This window comes from Streptomyces sp. NPDC001750 (genome assembly GCF_042892615.1).
GTDB lineage: Bacteria > Actinomycetota > Actinomycetes > Streptomycetales > Streptomycetaceae > Streptomyces.
Window position 1 is genome coordinate 104582 of sequence record NZ_JBIAUE010000002.1, and the last position, 18168, is coordinate 122749.

Annotated in this window: 19 protein-coding genes and 1 pseudogene; 2 read left to right on the forward strand and 18 right to left on the reverse strand. The window is 71.6% G+C overall.

Translation table 11 applies throughout. From position 1 onward, the window contains the following. Positions 1 to 295: 295 nt before the first annotated feature. Positions 296 to 901 (forward strand): annotated as a pseudogene (locus ACFYY6_RS03840) (peptidoglycan DD-metalloendopeptidase family protein); the annotation flags it as partial. A gap of 103 nt (positions 902 to 1004) precedes the next feature. Here ACFYY6_RS03840 and ACFYY6_RS03845 read toward each other — a convergent pair. The 17 genes from ACFYY6_RS03845 to ACFYY6_RS03925 form a co-directional block, all read right to left on the reverse strand. Beyond that, on the reverse strand, positions 1005 to 1571 hold the full coding sequence (locus ACFYY6_RS03845; RefSeq protein WP_388648696.1) for a TetR/AcrR family transcriptional regulator: 567 nt from the start codon (positions 1569 to 1571) through the stop codon (positions 1005 to 1007). 116 nt (positions 1572 to 1687) lie between these two features. Further along, positions 1688 to 2524, reverse strand: a complete 837-nt coding sequence (gene whiG / locus ACFYY6_RS03850) for an RNA polymerase sigma factor WhiG (protein WP_073784900.1) — start codon at positions 2522 to 2524, stop codon at positions 1688 to 1690. Positions 2525 to 2772: 248 nt separating this feature from the next. Further along, complete coding sequence (dprA, locus tag ACFYY6_RS03855; RefSeq protein WP_351516835.1) at positions 2773 to 3930, reverse strand: DNA-processing protein DprA; 1158 nt, start codon at positions 3928 to 3930, stop codon at positions 2773 to 2775. A gap of 119 nt (positions 3931 to 4049) precedes the next feature. Then, positions 4050 to 5675 (reverse strand): YifB family Mg chelatase-like AAA ATPase, encoded by a 1626-nt coding sequence (locus ACFYY6_RS03860; RefSeq protein WP_351516833.1) that lies wholly within the window; start codon positions 5673 to 5675, stop codon positions 4050 to 4052. After that, entirely contained in the window at positions 5675 to 6031 is a 357-nt protein-coding gene (locus ACFYY6_RS03865) for a YraN family protein (RefSeq protein WP_351516831.1), read from the reverse strand. Before ACFYY6_RS03865 ends, ACFYY6_RS03860 begins: the two co-directional genes overlap by 1 nt. Before the next feature lie 288 nt (positions 6032 to 6319). Continuing rightward, the gene (locus ACFYY6_RS03870; protein ID WP_043444228.1) at positions 6320 to 6628 is read right to left on the reverse strand and encodes a DUF2469 domain-containing protein; all 309 of its coding nucleotides are present in this window, start codon (positions 6626 to 6628) and stop codon (positions 6320 to 6322) included. A gap of 63 nt (positions 6629 to 6691) precedes the next feature. Next, the gene (locus ACFYY6_RS03875; protein WP_351516829.1) at positions 6692 to 7180 is read right to left on the reverse strand and encodes an NUDIX hydrolase; all 489 of its coding nucleotides are present in this window, start codon (positions 7178 to 7180) and stop codon (positions 6692 to 6694) included. Further along, the gene (gene lepB, locus ACFYY6_RS03880) at positions 7170 to 7988 is read right to left on the reverse strand and encodes a signal peptidase I (protein ID WP_351516827.1); all 819 of its coding nucleotides are present in this window, start codon (positions 7986 to 7988) and stop codon (positions 7170 to 7172) included. The genes ACFYY6_RS03875 and lepB (ACFYY6_RS03880) overlap by 11 nt, the downstream gene beginning before the upstream one ends. 52 nt (positions 7989 to 8040) lie before the next feature. Beyond that, positions 8041 to 8937 (reverse strand): signal peptidase I, encoded by an 897-nt coding sequence (gene lepB / locus ACFYY6_RS03885; RefSeq protein ID WP_351516861.1) that lies wholly within the window; start codon positions 8935 to 8937, stop codon positions 8041 to 8043. After that, positions 8861 to 9913: a signal peptidase I gene (gene lepB, locus ACFYY6_RS03890; RefSeq protein WP_388647921.1), complete on the reverse strand. Its 1053-nt coding sequence runs from the start codon at positions 9911 to 9913 to the stop codon at positions 8861 to 8863. The genes lepB (ACFYY6_RS03885) and lepB (ACFYY6_RS03890) overlap by 77 nt, the downstream gene beginning before the upstream one ends. Further along, positions 9906 to 10676 carry a signal peptidase I gene (lepB, locus tag ACFYY6_RS03895; protein ID WP_351516826.1) on the reverse strand — a complete coding sequence of 257 codons (771 nt, stop codon included), beginning with the start codon at positions 10674 to 10676 and terminating at the stop codon, positions 9906 to 9908. The genes lepB (ACFYY6_RS03890) and lepB (ACFYY6_RS03895) overlap by 8 nt, the downstream gene beginning before the upstream one ends. 45 nt (positions 10677 to 10721) lie before the next feature. Then, on the reverse strand, positions 10722 to 11072 hold the full coding sequence (rplS, locus tag ACFYY6_RS03900; RefSeq protein ID WP_148839582.1) for a 50S ribosomal protein L19: 351 nt from the start codon (positions 11070 to 11072) through the stop codon (positions 10722 to 10724). A 162-nt stretch (positions 11073 to 11234) separates the two neighbouring features. Next, positions 11235 to 12056, reverse strand: coding sequence for a tRNA (guanosine(37)-N1)-methyltransferase TrmD (gene trmD / locus ACFYY6_RS03905; protein ID WP_351629602.1), 822 nt, complete (start codon positions 12054 to 12056; stop codon positions 11235 to 11237). Continuing rightward, positions 12056 to 12673, reverse strand: a complete 618-nt coding sequence (gene rimM / locus ACFYY6_RS03910; protein ID WP_389191552.1) for a ribosome maturation factor RimM — start codon at positions 12671 to 12673, stop codon at positions 12056 to 12058. The genes trmD and rimM overlap by 1 nt, the downstream gene beginning before the upstream one ends. A gap of 131 nt (positions 12674 to 12804) precedes the next feature. Further along, positions 12805 to 13044, reverse strand: coding sequence for an RNA-binding protein (locus tag ACFYY6_RS03915; RefSeq protein WP_005311361.1), 240 nt, complete (start codon positions 13042 to 13044; stop codon positions 12805 to 12807). A gap of 2 nt (positions 13045 to 13046) precedes the next feature. Further along, a complete protein-coding gene (gene rpsP, locus ACFYY6_RS03920; protein WP_389191555.1) occupies positions 13047 to 13484 on the reverse strand; it encodes a 30S ribosomal protein S16 in 438 nt (145 codons plus the stop codon). Positions 13485 to 13640: 156 nt separating this feature from the next. After that, complete coding sequence (locus ACFYY6_RS03925) at positions 13641 to 14234, reverse strand: hypothetical protein (protein WP_351516823.1); 594 nt, start codon at positions 14232 to 14234, stop codon at positions 13641 to 13643. 619 nt (positions 14235 to 14853) lie between these two features. Between ACFYY6_RS03925 and ACFYY6_RS03930 the strand changes: the two genes are divergently transcribed. Continuing rightward, the gene (locus ACFYY6_RS03930) at positions 14854 to 15714 is read left to right on the forward strand and encodes a class I SAM-dependent methyltransferase (RefSeq protein ID WP_389191558.1); all 861 of its coding nucleotides are present in this window, start codon (positions 14854 to 14856) and stop codon (positions 15712 to 15714) included. 215 nt (positions 15715 to 15929) lie between these two features. Here the strand turns inward: ACFYY6_RS03930 and ftsH are convergent, their stop codons facing one another. Then, complete coding sequence (gene ftsH / locus ACFYY6_RS03935) at positions 15930 to 17843, reverse strand: ATP-dependent zinc metalloprotease FtsH (RefSeq protein ID WP_389191561.1); 1914 nt, start codon at positions 17841 to 17843, stop codon at positions 15930 to 15932. Positions 17844 to 18168: the final 325 nt, after the last annotated feature.

The following is an 18168-nucleotide window of genomic DNA, read 5'->3' on the forward strand; positions in this document are numbered from 1 at the left end:
CCGGTGACCCGGATCGCCATAGGAAGTGTACGGGACGGGCCGGGTGCCGGGTGACGGCGCTGTCCACAACCGGTCGGTAGTCCACAGATCCGGTTCATGATCCCCGCGGATCCGGGCGGTGCGGGACGGTTCTGCCATGCGACCCGCACCTGATCCGACGGCTGCCCGCCGCGCGCCCGTCCACGGACGTCGGCTCCGTGCCGTGCCTGCCGTGACGGCGACGGCCGGCCTTCTCGCTCTGCTGTACGGCGCCGCGACCGGGGCACCGGTGTCCGTGCGCCCGGCCGCCCCCGCCGTGGCGGCCTTCCCGGCCGCGCCCGTGGGTGACCCCGCGCCCGTACCGGCGCGCGACCCCGTTCCCGGGCCACCGCCCGCACCTGATCCCGCGCCCGAGCCGCCGCCCGTGGGTGACCCCGTGCCCGGGCCCCTCCCCAGCCCGCCCTCGCCGTCGGACGGCGCCCGGAGCCGGCCGCTCCCCGGACCGCTCGCGATCGTCCGGGGCTGGGAACCGCCGGCCAGTGCCTACGGGCGGGGCCACCGCGGAGTGGATCTCGCTGCGGCGCCGGGCACGGCGGTGCTCGCCGCAGCCACGGGACGCGTCTCGTTCGCGGGGCGGGTCGCGGGGCGCGGGGTGGTGACCATCCAGGTGGCCGGCAGCGGCGACCCACCGCTGCGGACCAGCTACGAGCCGGTGCGCGCGCTCGTCACCGCGGGCGAGCGGGTGGTGGCCGGTCAGCGCGTCGGGGTGATGGAGGCCGGGCCGTTCCACTGTCCGACGGGCTGTCTGCACTGGGGGCTGCGGCGCGGTGACACGTATCTGGACCCGCTGTCGCTGCTGCCGCCCGAGCTGCTGCGGCGCGGGCCGTCCCGTCTTCTGCCAGTGTTCGGCGTGCCGGAGCCGGGCGGGTCGGCCGACGGGGCCGGGGACGGACTCGCCGCCCCCGGCGTTCTGTTCGCCGCCTCGCGACGCGCCCTACCGCCGCGCGCCGCCCGACGGCCCGCTGTCAGTCCCGTGCGCCCTGTACGCCGCGCAGAACCATGGCCACGGCGGTGTCCGCGATCACGGCAGGCTCCTCCGCCACGCCGAGCTCGATACGCCGGACCGCGGCGTCCACGGAGCCCTGTACCAGCATCGCCGCCAGCCGCGGCTGCTCGTGGCCCAGCTCGCCGAGCGCCTCGACGATCATGGCGATCAGGCCGCCGTGCGCGGCTCTGATCTTCTCGCGGGCCCCGGCGTCCAGCTCGCTCGCCGAGATCGCGACGACCGCCCGGTGGCGGCGGTCGCCGACGAGGTCCAGCTGTCGACGCACATACGCCTCGATCTTCCCCTCGGACGTGCCGGCCTGCTCCATCGCGCTCTCGACCTCCGCCGCCCAGACGGGGAAGTCGACGGCGCACAGCTCCTCGACCACGGCCGCCCGGGAGCGGAAGTACTCGTAGACGGAGGACCTGGCGAGGCCGGTGCGCTCGGCGAGGGCGGGGAAGGTCAGCGCCTCCGTACCGCCCTCGGACAGCAGGGAGCGGGCGGCGTCCAGGAGGGCGCCGCGCTGCATGGTCCGGTGCTCGGCCACCGAGGCCGCTCGAATCCTGGGCACGGGTCCACTTTACGGCGAGCGGTGTTCGAGCGGGGGTGGGCGGCCCCGATCAGTGGCCGAAGCCATGCGTGCGGCACGGGCCGACGGTGGTCTCAGCGTCCGGCGTCGGCCAGTTTCGCCCGCAGTTGCAGCACCGATTTGGTGTGGATCTGGCTGACCCGGCTCTCGGTGACGCCCAGCACGTTTCCGATCTCGGCGAGGGTGAGGCCCTCGTAGTAGTAGAGCGTGACCACCGTCTTCTCACGCTCCGGGAGGGTGTTGATCGCCCGGGCGAGCAGCCGTCTGAGCTCGCGGTCCTCGGCGACCTCGACCGGGTCGTCGGCAGTGGTGTCCTCCAGCGTGTCCATCAGGCTCAGCCGGTCGCCGCCTTCGCCGCCGACGTGCAGCAGTTCCTCCAGCGCGACCACGTTCGCCAGGGACAACTGACTGAAGACCGAGTGCAGTTCCTCCAGCGTGATGCCCATCTCGGCGGCGACCTCCGGCTCGGAGGGGGTGCGCCGCAGCTGCGCCTCCAGGGTGGCGTAGGCACGCTCCACGGCCCGCGCCTTCTGACGCACCGAGCGCGGGATCCAGTCCAGCGCCCGCAGCTCGTCGATCATGGCACCCCTGATGCGCGTGATCGCGTACGTCTCGAACTTGATCGCGCGCTCGATGTCGAACTTCTCGATCGCGTCGATCAGCCCGAACACCCCCGAGGAGACGAAGTCGGCCTGCTCCACGTTGGAGGGCAGGCCCACGCTCACCCGGCCCGCGACGTACTTCACCAACGGCGAGTAGTGCAGGATCAGCTGCTCCCGCAGCCGCTCGTCGCCCGTGGACTTGTAGGAGCGCCACAACTCGTCGAGCGAGGAGGGGGCGGGAGGGCGCACAGTGCCACGCGCAGCCGGTGGTACTGCCGCGCGGTCAGACCCGGAGGTGTGCTGGGGCATGTGGTGCCTTGAGCCGTTCTGCCGTGAAGTGGTGGGGCCGGGAGACTTGTGTCGGATGCGGAGTCATTGTGAGCGTAGCGTGATTACGTCGTCGCGGTCCGCGCAGGGCTACGGGTCGGCGCCGTGCGATTCCGGCCGATCGGGCACGACCGCGGTCCGGGACCGTCACCGCGTGCGGCGGCCCCGAACGTGCCGCTGAAGGACCGACGAGGGTCATCGGCTTCACCTTTTCACCCGAATGCGCCAGGTCAAGAACCGCCTCGCCGCGCGTCGCCATTGCATGTCCGCCTCCGCGTCAACTGCCATCCGTCGCCATGTCGTTCGACGAACCCCAGTGAGTGCAGTTCGTACAACCGACCGAAGGCCTCGTCGGTACTGGTTCCGGCCGCGCGGGCGACGTCACGGCCGGTGACGATGCCGCCGTACGGCAGCGCGTCGAGGACCCGCGCGGCGTCGGCGTCCAGCAGGTCCCGCGGGTGGACGCGGCCCTGCGCGAGAGGGGCGAGAGCGCCGATCTCACCCACCAGTTCGACGACTTCCGCGGCACTGGTCACCAGGACGCCCTCGCCGCGCAGGAGTTCGTGGACGCCCGCGGACAACCCGCTGGTGGCCGGGCCGGGCACGCCCATCGTGAAGCGGCCGAGCCGCTGTGCGGCGCGTGCGGTGACGAGCGAACCGCTGCGGTGCTCGGCCTCGACCACGACGGTCCCGCGCGTCAACGCGGCGATGACCCGGTTCCGCAGAATGAATCTGCTCCGCGTCGGATGATCGGACGGCGGCAATTCGCCGACGACGAGTCCCTGTTCCGTCATGCGTCCGATCAACTCGGCGTGTCCCCGGGGATAGGCGACGTCCACCCCGCAGGCCAGGACCGCCATCGTCGCCCCGCCGACGGCGAGCGCGCCGCGGTGCGCCGCCCCGTCCACGCCGAAGGCCGCTCCCGACACGACGACCCACCCCAGCTCCGCGAGCCCCGCGCCGAGGCTCGCCGCCATGTGGGACCCGTACGGCGTACAGGCCCGGGCGCCGACCACGGCGACCGAGCGCAGCGCCCAGAGCCGCAGGTCACACGGCCCGCGCACCCACAGGCCCGTCGGTCTGGCGTCCCCCAGGTCGTCGAGTTGACCGGGCCACTCCAGCTCGCCGGGGCAGACGAACCGCCCGCCGAGCGCGGCGATCGCCGCCAGGTCCCGCTCCGGTTCGACGCCCTCGGCCCGTAGGCGATAGCCGCCGAGACGTTTCGCGGTCATGCCCTCCAGCCGTTCCGCGCTGCCGTCCCCGGCCCTGATCCGCCGCAGCAGCTCGACGGCCCCGTACTCGCGCAGCCATCGGCCGCCCCGCTCGTCCCCCGGCTCCAGAATGCGGGTCAGCGCGACCCGCGCCAGCCGTTCCCCGTCGTCGAGCACCGTTCCCGCTCCCTCCGGCGCGCCGCGCCCGGACCGCGGTCCCGTTCCCCCACCGTGCTCCGGTGACCGGTCCGAAACGCGGCGCCGCTCCTGCGGCCGACCGCGGTCCGCCCGGGACGTCACGCCGCACCGGCCTTCACCGGGGCACCCCGCGGAATACCGGTCCGCAGCTCCAGCGCCGCCACGACGTCGGACGCCTCCGGACGGTCGGCGCCGCGCAGATCGGCCACCGTCCACGCCACTCTGAGGACCCGGTCCAGGCCTCGGGCGGTGAGCAGTCCGCGCTCCATGTCCCGCTCCGCCTCCAGGAGCGCGCCCGGTGCCGAGGTCAGCCGGGTGCGCAGCTCATGACCGGGGACCTCGCTGTTGGTGCCCCATCCCGTACCGGCCAGGCGGTGCGCCGCCCGCGCCCTGGCCTCCCGGACCCGGTCGGCGACGACGGCCGTCGGCTCCCCTCCGCCGCCCTGCCCCATCAGCTCCTCGCGCCCGACCCGGTCGACGGACACCCGCAGATCCACCCGGTCGAGCAGGGGTCCGGAGAGTCTCGCCCGGTAACGCCGGACCGCCGAGGGCGGGCATTCGCAGCCGGCACCACCGAGGGAGTGCCGGCCGCACGGGCAGGGGTTGGCGGCCAGCACCAGCAGGAATCTCGCGGGCAGCCGCACCACTCCGGCGCTCCGCGCCACCACCACGTGCCCGGACTCCAACGGCTGGCGCAACGCGTCCAGCACCCGTACCGAGAATTCCGGGGCCTCATCCAGAAAGAGGATGCCCCGATGGGCCAGGGAGACCGCGCCGGGCCGCGGCAGACCGTTGCCCCCGCCGACCAGCGACTGCATCGTCGCGGAGTGATGCGGCGCGCAGTACGGCGCGCGGGTGACCAGCGGCTCCCCCGGCGGCAGGAGCCCCGCCACGGAGTGCACGGCGGTGACCTCCAGGGCCTCCGTCCTGGTCAGCTCCGGCAGGATGGCGGGCAGCCGCTCGGCCAGCATCGTCTTGCCCGCGCCCGGCGGGCCGGTGAGCATCAGATGGTGGCCGCCCGCCGCGGCGACCTCCAGCGCCCTGCGGGGCAGTTCCTGTCCCGCGACGTCCGCGAGATCCGGCACGCCGCCGTCGCCCCGGCCGGAGCCTCGGACGAGGCCGGTGCCGGTCCCGGCGCCGGGCACCAGCAGCCCGGCCAGCATCGTGCCCGGGCGCCCCTCGTCGTCGTTCCTCGGTTCGTCCGGCACCGGCTCGTCGCAGAGCACCGCGATCAGCTGCCGCAGACTCCGCACCCCGAGCACCGAGACGCCGGGCACCAGCGCCGCTTCCCCCGCGGTCTGCTCGGGCACCACGACCTGGCGGTAACCGGCCTCCGCCGCGGCCAGCACGGCGGGCAGCACGCCCCGGACCGGCCGCACCCGGCCGTCGAGGCCGAGCTCCCCGATCATCACCACATCGGCGATGGACGCCGGGTCGATCCGCTCCGCCGCCCCCAGCACCGCGCAGGCCACCGCCAGATCGAAGCCCGAGCCGCCCTTGGGCACGGAGGCCGGTGAGAGCCCGACCGTGAGCTTCTTCTGCGGCCATTCGGCCCCGGAGTTCACCACCGCGGCCCTGACCCTGTCCCGGCTCTCCACCAGGCTCTTGTCCGGCAGGCCCACCAGGGTGAACGCCGCCACCCCCGCCTCCAGGTCCGCCTGGACCTCCACCACCACGCCCTCGACGCCCACCAGCGCCACCGAGCACGCCCGCGCGAACCCCATCAGGCCACCCCCCGCACGTGCTCCACGACGGGTGCCCCGCGCCGCGGCAGCACCACCCCGACCAGGTCGATCCTGACCCCGCCGGACGGCCCGCCGTGCCGGTGCAGCCAGACCTCCGCCAAATGGCGCAGCCGTTCCGCCTTGGCCGGTGTGACGGCGGCCATCGGGTGCTCGAACGGCCCCGCTCTGCGCGTCTTCACCTCGCAGAGCACGAGCACGTCGCCGTCCAGCGCGACGATGTCGATCTCACCGGCGCGACAGCGCCAGTTCCGTTCCCGTACGGACATGCCGGCGTCGGTCAGCATCCGTGCCGCCAGATCCTCGCCGTACCGCCCGAGCGCTCCCCGTGCGTTCATGTCGGAACCACCTCCGGGACCGACTCTGACGTGTCCGGCCCCGGCTTGTGGATCTTGGTGGACAACTCCGGGATTGTGGATATCCCGGCCACTCGTGCGAGGGAATCACCCCCGAAGAGGGATCACGGTCCCACGAAACGGGCAGTTCCCGGAACGGTCGGTCCCCGGCCGAGGACGAGCCCTCGTCGGGGACGAAACCCTGGGCGGGGACGTTCTCCGCGCGGGGTCCCTCGCGGACAGCCCCGGCCCCTGGGGGAGAGCAGGATCAGCCGCCCCCTGCGAGTGGGCTCAGCCGCCCGGGAGTTCGAGATCGCTCTTGTTGAGCTCCTCGATGTTGACGTCCTTGAACGTCAGCACGCGTACCTGTTTGACGAAACGGGCGGGCCGGTACATGTCCCAGACCCAGGCGTCCGCCATCGACACTTCGAAGAACACCTCGCCCTGGACCGAGTGCACCTGCATCTCGTAGTCGTTGGTGAGGTAGAAGCGCCGTTCGGTCTCGATCACGAATTTGAACAGACCGACGACGTCTCGGTACTCCCGGTAGAGCTTCAGCTCCATCTCGGTCTCGTACTTTTCGAGGTCCTCGGCGCTCATTGGCATGTTCCCCTTCAGCCGTGCGTCCCCCTATTGTGCGCCAGGGCCCGGCTCCCCGGGCGCTCAGGCGAATTCGGGGGACAGAACCACTGGCGTACGCGGAGGCCCCTCGTCGAGCAGCGTGCGCAGCAGCTCGGCGAGTCTGGTCGGGTACACCGTCTCACGCGCCGCCGACAGTTCGGCGGAAGTCCACCATCTCAGCCCCGCGACGCTGCGCTGTTCCAGCCCGGTCAGCCCACGGGTGTCGGTGGCGGTCTGCGTCGTACGGGCCAGGTAGTACCACTCGTCCTGCTCCCAACGGCGCCCGTCGAAGGGGAACGAGCACATCCGCCGCCAGAGCAGCGGGCCCAGCCGGACATCGCTGATGCCGGTCTCCTCCGCGAGCTCGCGCAGCGCGGCCTGCTCCCGGGTCTCCTCGCCCTCCAGGCCACCGCCCGGGGTGAACCACCAGGTGGACGTGGGGTCCGTCGGTTCGTATCCGTGGATCAGGAGGATCCGGTCCTCGGGGTCCAGCAGCACCACACGGGCGACCTTCCGCTTCTCAATGCGCATCCGTCGCCGTCCCTTCCCGCTGCTCCGCTGCCGATCGCCCGCCCGGTGCCGACCGCGTCCCCTGTGGCGACCGCTCCCCCTGAGCCGATCGTCGCTTCCGGGCCACGCGTGCGGACCGCGCCGCGATCGGGCCGTACGCGGCGCCGCCGAGGATGAGCACCATGCCCGCCACGACGGCGGCCAGTTGCAGGCGCAGAGGGCCTGGCGACGAGACTCCGCCGGGCAACGCGGCGAAGGCCGCCGGCCGCTCGACCATGCCGTCCATCGGCCAGGCGATGGCGTCGACCCGGGCTCGTACCGCGCCCCGCGGCACGGAGCCCTGTCCCGGGTCGTCCAGATGGACCCGCGAGTCGAGGGAGGACCGGCGTTCGTCGCCGAGCAGGAAGAGCTGCCCCTCGGGCACGTCGGCCGAGAAGCTGTTCCCCGAGGCGGGCTCCCGCCGCTGCAGATACGGTTCCTCAACGGCCTGGCCGTTGATGGTGAGCCGGCCCTTGTCGCAACAGGCGATCGTGTCCCCGCCGATTCCGACGACCCGCTTCACCATGGGCATGTCGCCCCAGGTCTGATCGGTGAAGACCACCACGTCGCCACGGCGCACCTCGTCGCCGTCGATCCTCTGGGCCAGTACCCGGTCACCGGCGTGCACCGTCGGCGTCATGGACTCGGTCGGCACCGTGTACGGCTGGTACACCACGGCTCCCCACGCGAAACCGCCGAGGAAGAGCACACAGCCGACGGCCACGGCCAGCCCCGACAGCGTGCTGCCGAGCCGCCCGCGGCCGTCGCCCGTACGTCCTGTTCCACTCATCCCAGCGTCCCTCCCCGTCGGAGATCGGCAATCGCTGATCCGAGTCGGCACCCTACCCGGCGGTACACCCCCTGGTCAGCCTCCTGCGACGCCACAGGACGAGGGGCACGGCACCGGCCAGGCCGAGCGCTCCGGGGGCCAGGCCCATCGCCGTGTTCACCGTCGCGTTGATCCCGGGCTGGTCGAAGGTCTTCGGGACGGGCAGGGTCGCCCAGCGGTTGATCGGCCACGCCACGACGATGGCGCGTCCGACGACCTCGTCGTTGGAGACCGTGCCGCCTCCGGGTAGCTCCTGGTGGTAGCGGGAGTCGAGGGAGTTCTGACGGTGGTCGCCCATCACCCAGATCCGGCCCTCGGGAACCGTGATCGGACCGAACGGCTCGTCGTTGCAGGGCGTGTTCCCCGGGAAGATGAAGGACTTGTCGTCGAGGGCCTTGCCGTTGACCACGACCGGGCCGTTCTTCTTGCACTCGACCGTGTCGCCGCCGACCGCGATGACCCGCTTGATCAGGTCCTTCTCCTCCGCGGACGGCATCAGTCCGATGAAGCTGAGGAACTTCTGCACCACGTTCGGCTCGGGGGCCTGGGTGTTCTCCAGCCAGCCGCCCGGGTCGTGGAAGACCACGACCTCGCCGCGTTCCGGTTCCGCGCCGAACCAGGGCGTCAGCTTGTCGACCAGCACCCGGTCGCCCCGTTGCAGCGTGTTCTGCATCGAATCCGAGGGGATCGAGAACGCCTGCACCAGAAACGTCTTGATCAGCAGCGCGAGAACCAGCGCGATGCCGATGAGCAGGGGCAGCTCCTTCCAGAAGGAGCGCGGCTTCTGCTGTCCCGTACCACCGCGCGAGGAGTCGCCGTCAGTCCCCGCTCGGTCAGCCGTCGCCCCGTCGGACCCGACGTTCTCCGGCCGGTCCTCGGGTTCGTGTCCGGATCGTGCGCCGACCGCCAAGTCCCCCACATCCACTCCTTACTCCGTGCCGCCGCCCGCGTCCCAGCCGACGCAGGCCCACCACTCCCATAACGAGCGGGAGTTCCGCAGGGGTCGGGAGAGGGATCATTCCGTCGGGATCCCTGGACGACACACTATTCGACGGGCCCGATACCCGGGCCGTCCCGGCACGCGCGTCAGGTACCGAGTCGAATGTCGCCGGTTCGTCCAGCTTTCGCCAGTGGGAGAAGGGCCAGGCGATCACCACGGCCCGTCCCACGACGCTGTTCTCGGACACCGTGCCGTGCCCCGGCTCGTCCAGGTGGTAGCGGGAATCGGCCGAATCCGAACGGTGATCGCCCATCACGAAGATCCGCCCCGCCGGAACCTTTACCTCGAATTTGATGAGGGAGGGCGGGTCGCCCGGGTGCAGATAGGGCTCGTCGAGCGGTACGCCGTTGACGGTGATCCGGCCGTCCTCGCCGCAGCACTTCACCGTGTCGCCGCCGACCGCGACCACGCGTTTGATCAGGTCCTGTTCGTCGTCGGACGGCAGCAGGCCGACGAACGTCAGCGCCTGCTTCACCTGCGCCACGACGACGGGCGCGTCCTTCTTGGCGGTGTCCTCCTGCCGCAGCCAGCCGCCCGGGTCCTTGAAGACGACCACGTCGCCACGCTCGGGCCGGGAGCCGAACCACGGCGTCAGCTTGTCCACCAGTACCCGGTCGCCGATCCGGATGGTGTGTTCCATCGATCCGGTGGGGATCACGAAGGCCTGCACCAGGAAGGTCTTGAGGACGAGCGCGATCAGCAGCGCCACGAGGACGAGCAGCGGGATCTCCCGGACGGCCGCCCCGCGCCGTCGCCGCCGGACCCTGCGGGCCCGCTTCCGGCGCTCCGCCCTGGTCGGCAGGGGGTGTATGGGCGCAGAAGGTATGCCGTCCGGGCCCGATGCCTCCGGACCGTCGTCGTCCCGTGGTCGGCCTCGGTCACCCATGGGCTCCACCCGTCGGTGCCCGTACGCCGGTGAAGGCGCCGCTGCCCGGCAGTGAGCCCGTCCGGCCCGGTGGCCAGCCGATCCAGTCCACACGGCCGACCACCATGTCGACCGGGACCATGCCGCCGCCGGGATCACCCAGATGGTCGCGCGAGTCGCGGGAACGGGAACGGTGGTCGCCCATCATCCACAGCGTGCCGTCGGGGACGACGATGTCGAAGCGCACCCGGGACGGCTCGTCCCCCGGGTGCAGGTACTCCTCCGCGACGGAGCTGCCGTTGACCTCGATCCGCCCGCGCCGGTCGCAGCAGACCACCCGGTCCCCTCCCACGCCCACCACCCGCTTCACGTAGTCGGTCTCGGCGGGCTCCGCCAGCCCCAGGGACGCTGCCGCTCCGTGCAGCAGACCGGTGACCGGATTCTGCCTCGGTGGTTCGCGGACGAAGGATCCGGTGCCGTCGAAGACCACCACGTCACCGCGGCTCGGTGCGGAGCCGAAACGATACGCCAGCTTGTTCACCAGCACCCTGTCGCCCACTTCGAGGGTGGGTTCCATCGAGCCGCTCGGGATGAGATAGGGCTGCACCACGAAGGTGCTCAGGAGCAATACGAAGACCACGCAGACCGCTCCGGTCACGGCGGTGCGCCGCCATGGCATCGAGGAGGTCAGCCGGGAGATACGCGCGAAGCGCGGCCGTCCCTCCGACCCTGCTGCGGGTGCGGAGGAGCGGTCGCGCTCCGAGGGCTTGGCTTCCGTGTCCATCGGGGCCAGAGCTTAACCGGCCGACCTGTGGACCCGGGAGTCGGTTCAGTTGTCGCGCTTCTCCTTGATCTTCGCGGCCTTGCCGCGCAGCTCACGGAGGTAGTACAGCTTGGCGCGACGGACGTCACCGCGGGTGACGAGCTCGATCTTCTCGAAGATCGGGCTGTGCACCGGGAAGGTGCGCTCGACGCCGACGCTGAAGGAGACCTTGCGGACCGTGAAGGTCTCGCTGACACCGGCGCCCTGGCGGCGGATGACGACGCCCTTGAACTGCTGGATACGGGAGCGGTTGCCCTCGATCACTCGCACGTGGACGTTGACGGTGTCACCGGGGCGGAACGCCGGGATGTCGGTACGCAGCGACGCGGCATTGACGTCATCGAGCAGGGAAGCCATTTTGTCTGCTTTCTTCGCCGATGCCACAGGTCATCGACGGGAGATCGTGAGGATGGGATGCCGCGCGCGCCGAGCGGGCGTCTGGATCGCTCCCCCGCGTGCGGAGGAGGCGAAGGCCGTTCCCCCTGTGGCAGGGGCGCACGCCGGACGCACAGCAGCGGCCTATTCTTCCACGGCCTCGGGTCTGCGCCAAAATCGGCCCCCGGGTTCCGGGGACCAGCCGAGGATGGAGAGGATCTCGCGGTCCTTCTTGTCGAAGCCGCTCGCCTCGCAGCGCTCGATGAGGTCGGGCCGGTTGAGCGCGGTGCGGCGGAACGCCTCGTCCCGGCGCCAGCGCGCGATCCTGCCGTGGTGACCGCTGAGCAGGACTTCCGGGACGCCCCGGCCGCGCCACTCGGGCGGCTTGGTGTAGACGGGCCCTTCCAGCAGGTTGGCCATCGCGCCGGGGGCGAAGGAGTCGTCCTGGTGCGACTCCGCGTTGCCGAGCACTCCGGGCAGCAGCCGGGCCACCGCCTCCGTGATCACCAGCACCGCGGCTTCCCCGCCAGCCAGCACGTAGTCGCCGATGGACACCTCGACGACCGGTATGCGGGTCGCGTACTCGTCCATCACCCGTCGGTCGATGCCCTCGTAGCGGGCCGGGGTGAAGATCAGCCACGGCCGCTCGGAGAGCTCGACGGCGAGTTCCTGGGTGAACGGACGGCCGCTGGGCGTGGGCACCACGAGCACCGGGGCGTGCGCCCCCGCCTCGTAACCGCTCGCGAGGACGTCGTCCAGCGCGTCCCCCCAGGGCTCGGTCTTCATGACCATGCCGGGGCCGCCGCCGTACGGGGTGTCGTCGACCGTGTTGTGCCGGTCGTACGTCCAGCCCCGCAGATCGTGGACGTGCACGTCGAGCCGGCCGCGGGCGCGGGCCTTGCCGACCAGGGAGACGTTCAGCGGTTCCAGATACTCGGGAAAGATCGTGACGACGTCGAGACGCATCAGGTGTCCTCTCCGGAGCCGGACGCCCGGGTCCCGTCGGCTCCGGTTCCGTCCTTCCGGCTCCCGTCCGCCGCGTCCTCGTCGCGCGAGGAGGCGATCACGGCCTGGGTCTCGTCGATCAGTCCCGGCGGCGGAGCGATCACCGCGCGCTGCTCCTCCAGATCGATCTCGGTGACGATCTCCTCGACGAACGGGATCATCACCTCGCCGCCGTCCGGCCGCTCCACGATGAGCAGGTCCTGGGACGGCAGATGCGTGATCTCGGCGATCCGGCCGATCTCCGTGCCGTCGGCGAGGACGACGTCGAGGTCGATCAGCTGGTGGTCGTAGAACTCCTCGGGGTCCTCGGGGAGCTCGGCCGGGTCGACCTCGGCGATCAGGAGCGTGTTGCGCAGCGCCTCGGCGGCGTTGCGGTCGCGTACGCCCTCGAAGCGCAGCAGCAGCCGCCCGCTGTGCACCCGGCCGGTCTCGATCGTCAGCGGTCCGGTGGAGGCCGGATCGGTGGCGAGCACGGCCCCGGGCGCGAGCCTCAGCTCCGGCTCGTCCGTACGCACCTCGACCGTGACCTCGCCCTTGATGCCATGGGCACGGCCGATCCGCGCGACTACCAACTGCACCTTGTGTTTCTCCTGTCCCTAGGACCCTGTTCCACCCGACCCCGTCCCACGACGCCCCGAACCCCTGTCGTACGACGACGGGCCGGGGCGGGCGTATGGCCCTCCCCGGCCCGTGCCGGTGTTCAACTCTCTCAGCGAACCTGGTCCACATCGACGAGGTCGACGCGGATACCACGACCACCGATGGCGCCCACGACGGTACGCAGCGCGCGTGCGGTGCGGCCGTTGCGGCCGATCACCTTGCCGAGGTCATCGGGGTGGACCCGGACCTCCAGCACGCGACCGCGGCGCAGGTTGCGCGAGGCGACCTGCACGTCGTCGGGGTTGTCGACGATGCCCTTCACGAGGTGCTCGAGAGCCTCCTCGAGCATGCTCAGGCCTCGGTCGACTCGGCGGGAGCGGCCGCGTCAGCAGCCTCGTCCGCCTTCTTGTCGGACTTCTTCGCCTTCTGCGTGATGGCCTCGCCCTTGGCCTCCTCGCCGTCGCTCAGGCTCTCGAAGAGGGCCCGCTTGTCGGCCTTCGGCTCCGGCTGCAGCAGCGGCGCGGGGGCCGGGAGACCCTTGTGGGCCTGCCAGTCACCGGTGAGCTTCAGGATCGCGAGAACCGGCTCGGTCGGCTGGGCGCCGACGGAGAGCCAGTAACGCGCGCGCTCCGAGTTGACCTCGATGCGCGAGGGGTTCTGCACCGGGTGGTACAGGCCGATCTCCTCGATGGCCCGGCCGTCACGGCGGGTACGGGAGTCGGCGACGACGATGCGGTAGTGAGGCGAACGGATCTTGCCCAGACGCTTCAGCTTGATCTTGACTGCCACGGGAGTGGTGTCTCCTGGTCTATGACGTGATTGGGCACGACGAAATGCCACGTGGGGTTGCGGTACTCGGGTGCCCGATGGACGCGTCAGCCGGAGGAGAGAGGGGTCCTGTGCGGCTGTCGAGTACAGCTAGCCATTGTGCCACACCCCATGGGGTCACCTCACAGCGACCGCCGGTTCCGGAATGCGGAACGGCTTTCCGCAGCCTCCGCAGACGATCGGCGCCTGCGCCAGGACCGACGGGACGACCCGCACGTTGCGACCGCAGTCGCAGACGGCCTTGACGCGAACACCTCCCCCGGAGGAGCCGTGCCGGGCGGCGGGCCCGCGGAACGAACGCTTGGTGTCGGCGGCGGTGGCGACGGTGTGCGCCTTGAGGGCGCGCTGCAGCCGCTCGATCGTCGGGCGGTACCGGCGCTTGGCCTCGGGGTTGAGTGCGACCAGCGAGAAGCCGCTGCTGGGGTGGGGCTCCTCGGCGTGGTCGAGACCCAGTTCCTCGGCGATCGCGAGGAATCGACGGTTGTGATAACGGCCGGCCCGCGAGGTGTCACGCACACCTCGCGCGGCGGCGATGCCATGGACTGCCTCGTGCAGCAGTCGCTCGAATGAGAGTTCGGCGCCACAGGCGGACGAGGACTCTCCGATCAGGGACTCGGGAGCGGCGAGATCCGGCAGCTCGGGGTGGTACCGCTGAATGTCGGCCCACGCCTGCGCCAGCTCCGCGGCAAGTACAGGTGGTGTCGTGCTCACGTCGTGACAACGAGCGCGAGTGCCCCGGTGTTCCGATTCCGGGCCATCCCAAATAATTTGCACGTACCAGTCAGTTGCCGTTGATGCGTCCTGACGAGGGCGGGTGCGCAGATCTGCGGAGAACTCTCACAGCTCACGCCAAGGTGGTACGTAGCGACTCGTACGCCTGGACGTGTAGACGGGTGTGTAGACGGCAACCGTACGCGGGCCGCCCAGCGGCCTCCGAGGCGGGTGCGTGTTCCCGGGACGGGTACGGCGCCGCCGACGGGCGCACCGCCGACGAGGAGAAGCTGTCGGCCGGGCCGTGCGGGTGCGCGCCGACGGCGCGGCGTCCTCGACGTGCCCGGTTCCGCGTGTCGGGTAAGACTGGGTGAGGAACGGGCAACAGGCGTACGGAACACCCGCTTTCCGGTGTCCGCCTGTGGGCGCCCGTTTTCCAGCGCCCGCGCGCCGACGGGGCGGCCGTGCCGCGTGCCCTCGACGAGGAGGCCGCCTCCCGGAGGCGAGTGGCGGGCGCGCGGTTCCCCGGCCCGTGGAGGGCGGCGCGGACGCGACGGGGGCACCACTCGGGCACGACCGATCGGACAGGACCTACCTCTCGGCGGATTGGGGCGCTTCCATGACACGTACGCTCGTCCGGCACCACGGCCACGCGGACACGGCCGGCCCGGTGGCCCCCGGTACTCGCGCCCGGGACTGGGCCGAGATCCAGGAGCGGATGCTCGCACCGCTGTACGAGGCGGTGTACGAGCGGCTCGAAGTGGGAAAAGGCACCCGGTTGCTCTCCCTCGGCTGCGGCTCCGGTCTCGCGCTGCTGATCGCCGCCGCGCGCGGGGCGCGCGTCACCGGCGTCGACACCGACCCGGACCGGCTGGAGCTCGCACGGGCCCGGCTGCTGTCCGGTGCGTCGGGCGACGGGGACCCCGGCACGGCGCGGCATCGGCTCGTGGCCGGTGATCCCTCGGAGGCGACCCCGGTGGACGGAACGCCGTACGACCTGATCACGGCGTTCACCCCGCTCGGGTGCTCGGACGGCGACGACGAGCGGCTCGCGGCGACGCTGCGCGCCGCCGTACCGCTGGCCACCCGGGGAAGCGCGGTCGTCCTGACCGGGTGGGGTCCGCCGGAGCGGTGCGCGACGGCTCCGGTGCTGCGGGTGGCGGGCCGGGGTTCCGACGGGGGCCGGGCGTCACGTTCCGGCGGCTGGCGTCCGCCGCGCCGGGACGACCTCGAAGAAGTGGCGTTCCGCGCGGGGCTGATGCCGGACGGTTCCGGGAGGGTGGCGTGCCCGTTCGGTTACGCGGACATGGAGAGCGCGGTCCGGGGACTGCTGTCCACCCGGCTGTTCGACAGGGCGGTGCGGGCGAGGGACCGGCGCCGGGTGGAGAGCGAGGTGGTGCGGGCGCTGCGCCCGCACCGGCGGCGGGACGGCAGCGTCTGGATGCCGAACGTCTTCCGCTATCTCGTGTGCACCGTCTGAGGCGGCTGTCCTGCCCGCGCGGCTACGACCTGCTGGACGTGTCCTGTCACACCCGCCGAGGCGACGGGTTCCCGCGCCTCCGAAGGGTCTCCCCCTTCTGTGCGCCGCCGCTGTGCGCGGTCCGTTCCCTACGCGGTCCGTTCCGTACGCCTCCGTACGCGGGCCGGGGCGTCTTGAAACCTCGTCCCCCTGCACACGTCCGGGTGATGACGTCGCTATGTGCCCAGGCGGGTGATGCCCGCCGCCCGGTAGGCCTCGGCCTCGTCCAGGGTCTCGTTCGCCAGCAGGGCATCGGCCAGCGCATCCAGCCGGTCCCGGTTCTCGCGCAGCAGCCCGCACGCCGCCTCGTAGCACTCGTCGACGATGCGCCGCATCTCGCTGTCCACGGCGTCCAGCGTCGCGGGGGCGGCCGACAGTCCGTACGCCTGCTGGGCGTCGGCCGGGATGGCCGTCAGTCTGCCGACCCTGGGGCTCATGCCCCAGCGGCCGACCATGCCCCGGGCCAGTCGGGTGACCTGCTCCAGGTCGCTCTCGGCGCCGGTGGTGACGACTCCGAAGACAACCTGTTCGGCGGCCATCCCGCCGAGCGCGCCGATGATCCGGCCGCGCAGGTAGTCCTCCGTGTACGCGTACTTGTCGGCCTCCGGTGTGGAGAGGGTGACGCCCAGGGCCCGGCCGCGCGGCACGATGGTGACCTTGCGGACCGGGTCCGCCCCCGGCTGGACCATGCCGAGCAGGGCGTGGCCGCTCTCGTGGTACGCGGTCCTGCGGCGTTCCTCGTCGGACATGACCAGTGAGCGTTCGGCACCGAGCTGGATCTTCTCCAGGGCGTCCGAGATGTCGGAACGGTTCACCTCGGCCTGCCCGCGCTTGACGGCGAGCAGCGCGGCCTCGTTGGCCAGGTTGGCGAGATCGGCGCCGGTCATGCCGGGGGTCGTGGTGGCCACCTGGCCCAGGTCCACGTTGTCGGCGAGCGGGATCCGGCGGGTGTGGATCTCCAGGATCGCCTCCCTGCCGTTCCGGTCGGGCGGGCTGACCTGGACGATCCGGTCGAAGCGGCCGGGCCGGGTCAGGGCGGGGTCGAGAACGTCCGCGCGGTTGGTGGCGGCAAGGACGACGACGCCCTCGGAGCCGGAGAAGCCGTCCATCTCGGTGAGGATCTGGTTCAGTGTCTGCTCGCGCTCGTCGTGGCCGCCCATGCCGGCGCCGCCTCCCCGGGCCCGCCCGATGGTGTCGATCTCGTCGATGAAGACGATCGCGGGGGCGACCTTGCGCGCTTCCTCGAACAGTTCCCGGACCCGGCTCGCGCCGACGCCGACGATCATCTCGATGAACTCGGAGGCCGACGCCGAGAAGAACGGCACCCCCGCCTCGCCCGCGACGGCCCGGGCGAGCAGGGTCTTGCCAGTGCCGGGCGGACCGACGAGGAGCACGCCCCCGGGCATCCGGGCGCCCATCCTCCGGTACGCCTCCGGGTTCTTCAGGAAGTCCACGACGTCGTCGAGTTCGCCCTCGACCTCGTCGATCCCGGCCACGTCCTCGAAGGTGGTGCGCTTGTGGGCCTCCAGTTCGACGGGCTTGGGCGGGGCCTTGCGGCCGAGGCCGCCGAGCCCGCCGCCCATCCCCCGGGCCATCCGCCGGGCGACGAACACCCAGAGCAGCACGAGCAGCAGCATCGGGGCCAGCGAGATCAGCAGGTTCGCGAGGAAGCTCCGCTGGTGCACGACGGGCTCGGCCGTGACCGTGACATCGCTCCTGACCAGTTCGGCCCAGAGGTTGTCGTCGGCGAAGGCGGGGCGCTGGGTGACGAACCTGGTGTACTTGTGGTCGGTCCCCGGGACCTTCGCCTCCTTCTTGAGCTGCCCCTCGATGGCATCGCCCTTGGAGTAGATCTTGGCCACGTTCCCCGAGGTGACCTGCTTGCTGAACTCCGTGTAGGAGACCGACCGTTCCCCGGCACCGTTGAAGAAGGACAGCACCAGGTTGGCGAGCAGGTAGACGGCGAGCGCGGTCAGCAACAGTCCGCCCCAGCCTCCCGGCATCTTCCGGCCCTGCGGCGGGGGCGGCGGGGCGCCCTCGGAACGCCACGGCTGGTCGGTGCGATCGCGCGGAGGTACGGGACTGGTCACGCATGCTCCTCTTCCGGCAGCCGTTAGACGTGACATTAGATGAAAAATCGGATCATGGCTCCTCCTGAGCCCGTCCGGTCGGCCCGAGGGAGCAAAGCCTCACGGAAGAAGCCACGGGGTGACGGCCGCAGAAAGACGGCCGCAGGAAGACGTCCGAAGGTTACGGCCGGAAGGAGACGGCCACAGAGCGGCTTCGGAGACATGCGCGAGGGGCGCCCGCCCGCCCCCGCTTTCAGGGGGCGGTGGGGGGTATACCGGGGCGGGGGGGGGCCCACCCAAACGGGCTACCGGGCCCCCCACCGCCCCCCGCCCCGGCCGGCGGCGC

Excerpts from the sequence above, each read along its gene's own strand:
- whiG (WP_073784900.1), bottom strand. The coding sequence starts at position 2,524 with ATGCCCCAGCACACCTCCGGGTCTGACCGCGCGGCAGTACCACCGGCT.
- ACFYY6_RS03860 (WP_351516833.1), bottom strand. The coding sequence starts at position 5,675 with ATGGGGTTCGCGCGGGCGTGCTCGGTGGCGCTGGTGGGCGTCGAGGGC.
- ACFYY6_RS03865 (WP_351516831.1), bottom strand. The coding sequence starts at position 6,031 with ATGAACGCACGGGGAGCGCTCGGGCGGTACGGCGAGGATCTGGCGGCA.
- ACFYY6_RS03870 (WP_043444228.1), bottom strand. The coding sequence starts at position 6,628 with ATGAGCGCCGAGGACCTCGAAAAGTACGAGACCGAGATGGAGCTGAAG.
- ACFYY6_RS03875 (WP_351516829.1), bottom strand. The coding sequence starts at position 7,180 with ATGCGCATTGAGAAGCGGAAGGTCGCCCGTGTGGTGCTGCTGGACCCC.
- lepB (WP_351516827.1), bottom strand. The coding sequence starts at position 7,988 with ATGAGTGGAACAGGACGTACGGGCGACGGCCGCGGGCGGCTCGGCAGC.
- lepB (WP_388647921.1), bottom strand. The coding sequence starts at position 9,913 with ATGGGTGACCGAGGCCGACCACGGGACGACGACGGTCCGGAGGCATCG.
- lepB (WP_351516826.1), bottom strand. The coding sequence starts at position 10,676 with ATGGACACGGAAGCCAAGCCCTCGGAGCGCGACCGCTCCTCCGCACCC.
- rplS (WP_148839582.1), bottom strand. The coding sequence starts at position 11,072 with ATGGCTTCCCTGCTCGATGACGTCAATGCCGCGTCGCTGCGTACCGAC.
- trmD (WP_351629602.1), bottom strand. The coding sequence starts at position 12,056 with ATGCGTCTCGACGTCGTCACGATCTTTCCCGAGTATCTGGAACCGCTG.
- ACFYY6_RS03915 (WP_005311361.1), bottom strand. The coding sequence starts at position 13,044 with ATGCTCGAGGAGGCTCTCGAGCACCTCGTGAAGGGCATCGTCGACAAC.
- ACFYY6_RS03930 (WP_389191558.1), top strand. The coding sequence starts at position 14,854 with ATGACACGTACGCTCGTCCGGCACCACGGCCACGCGGACACGGCCGGC.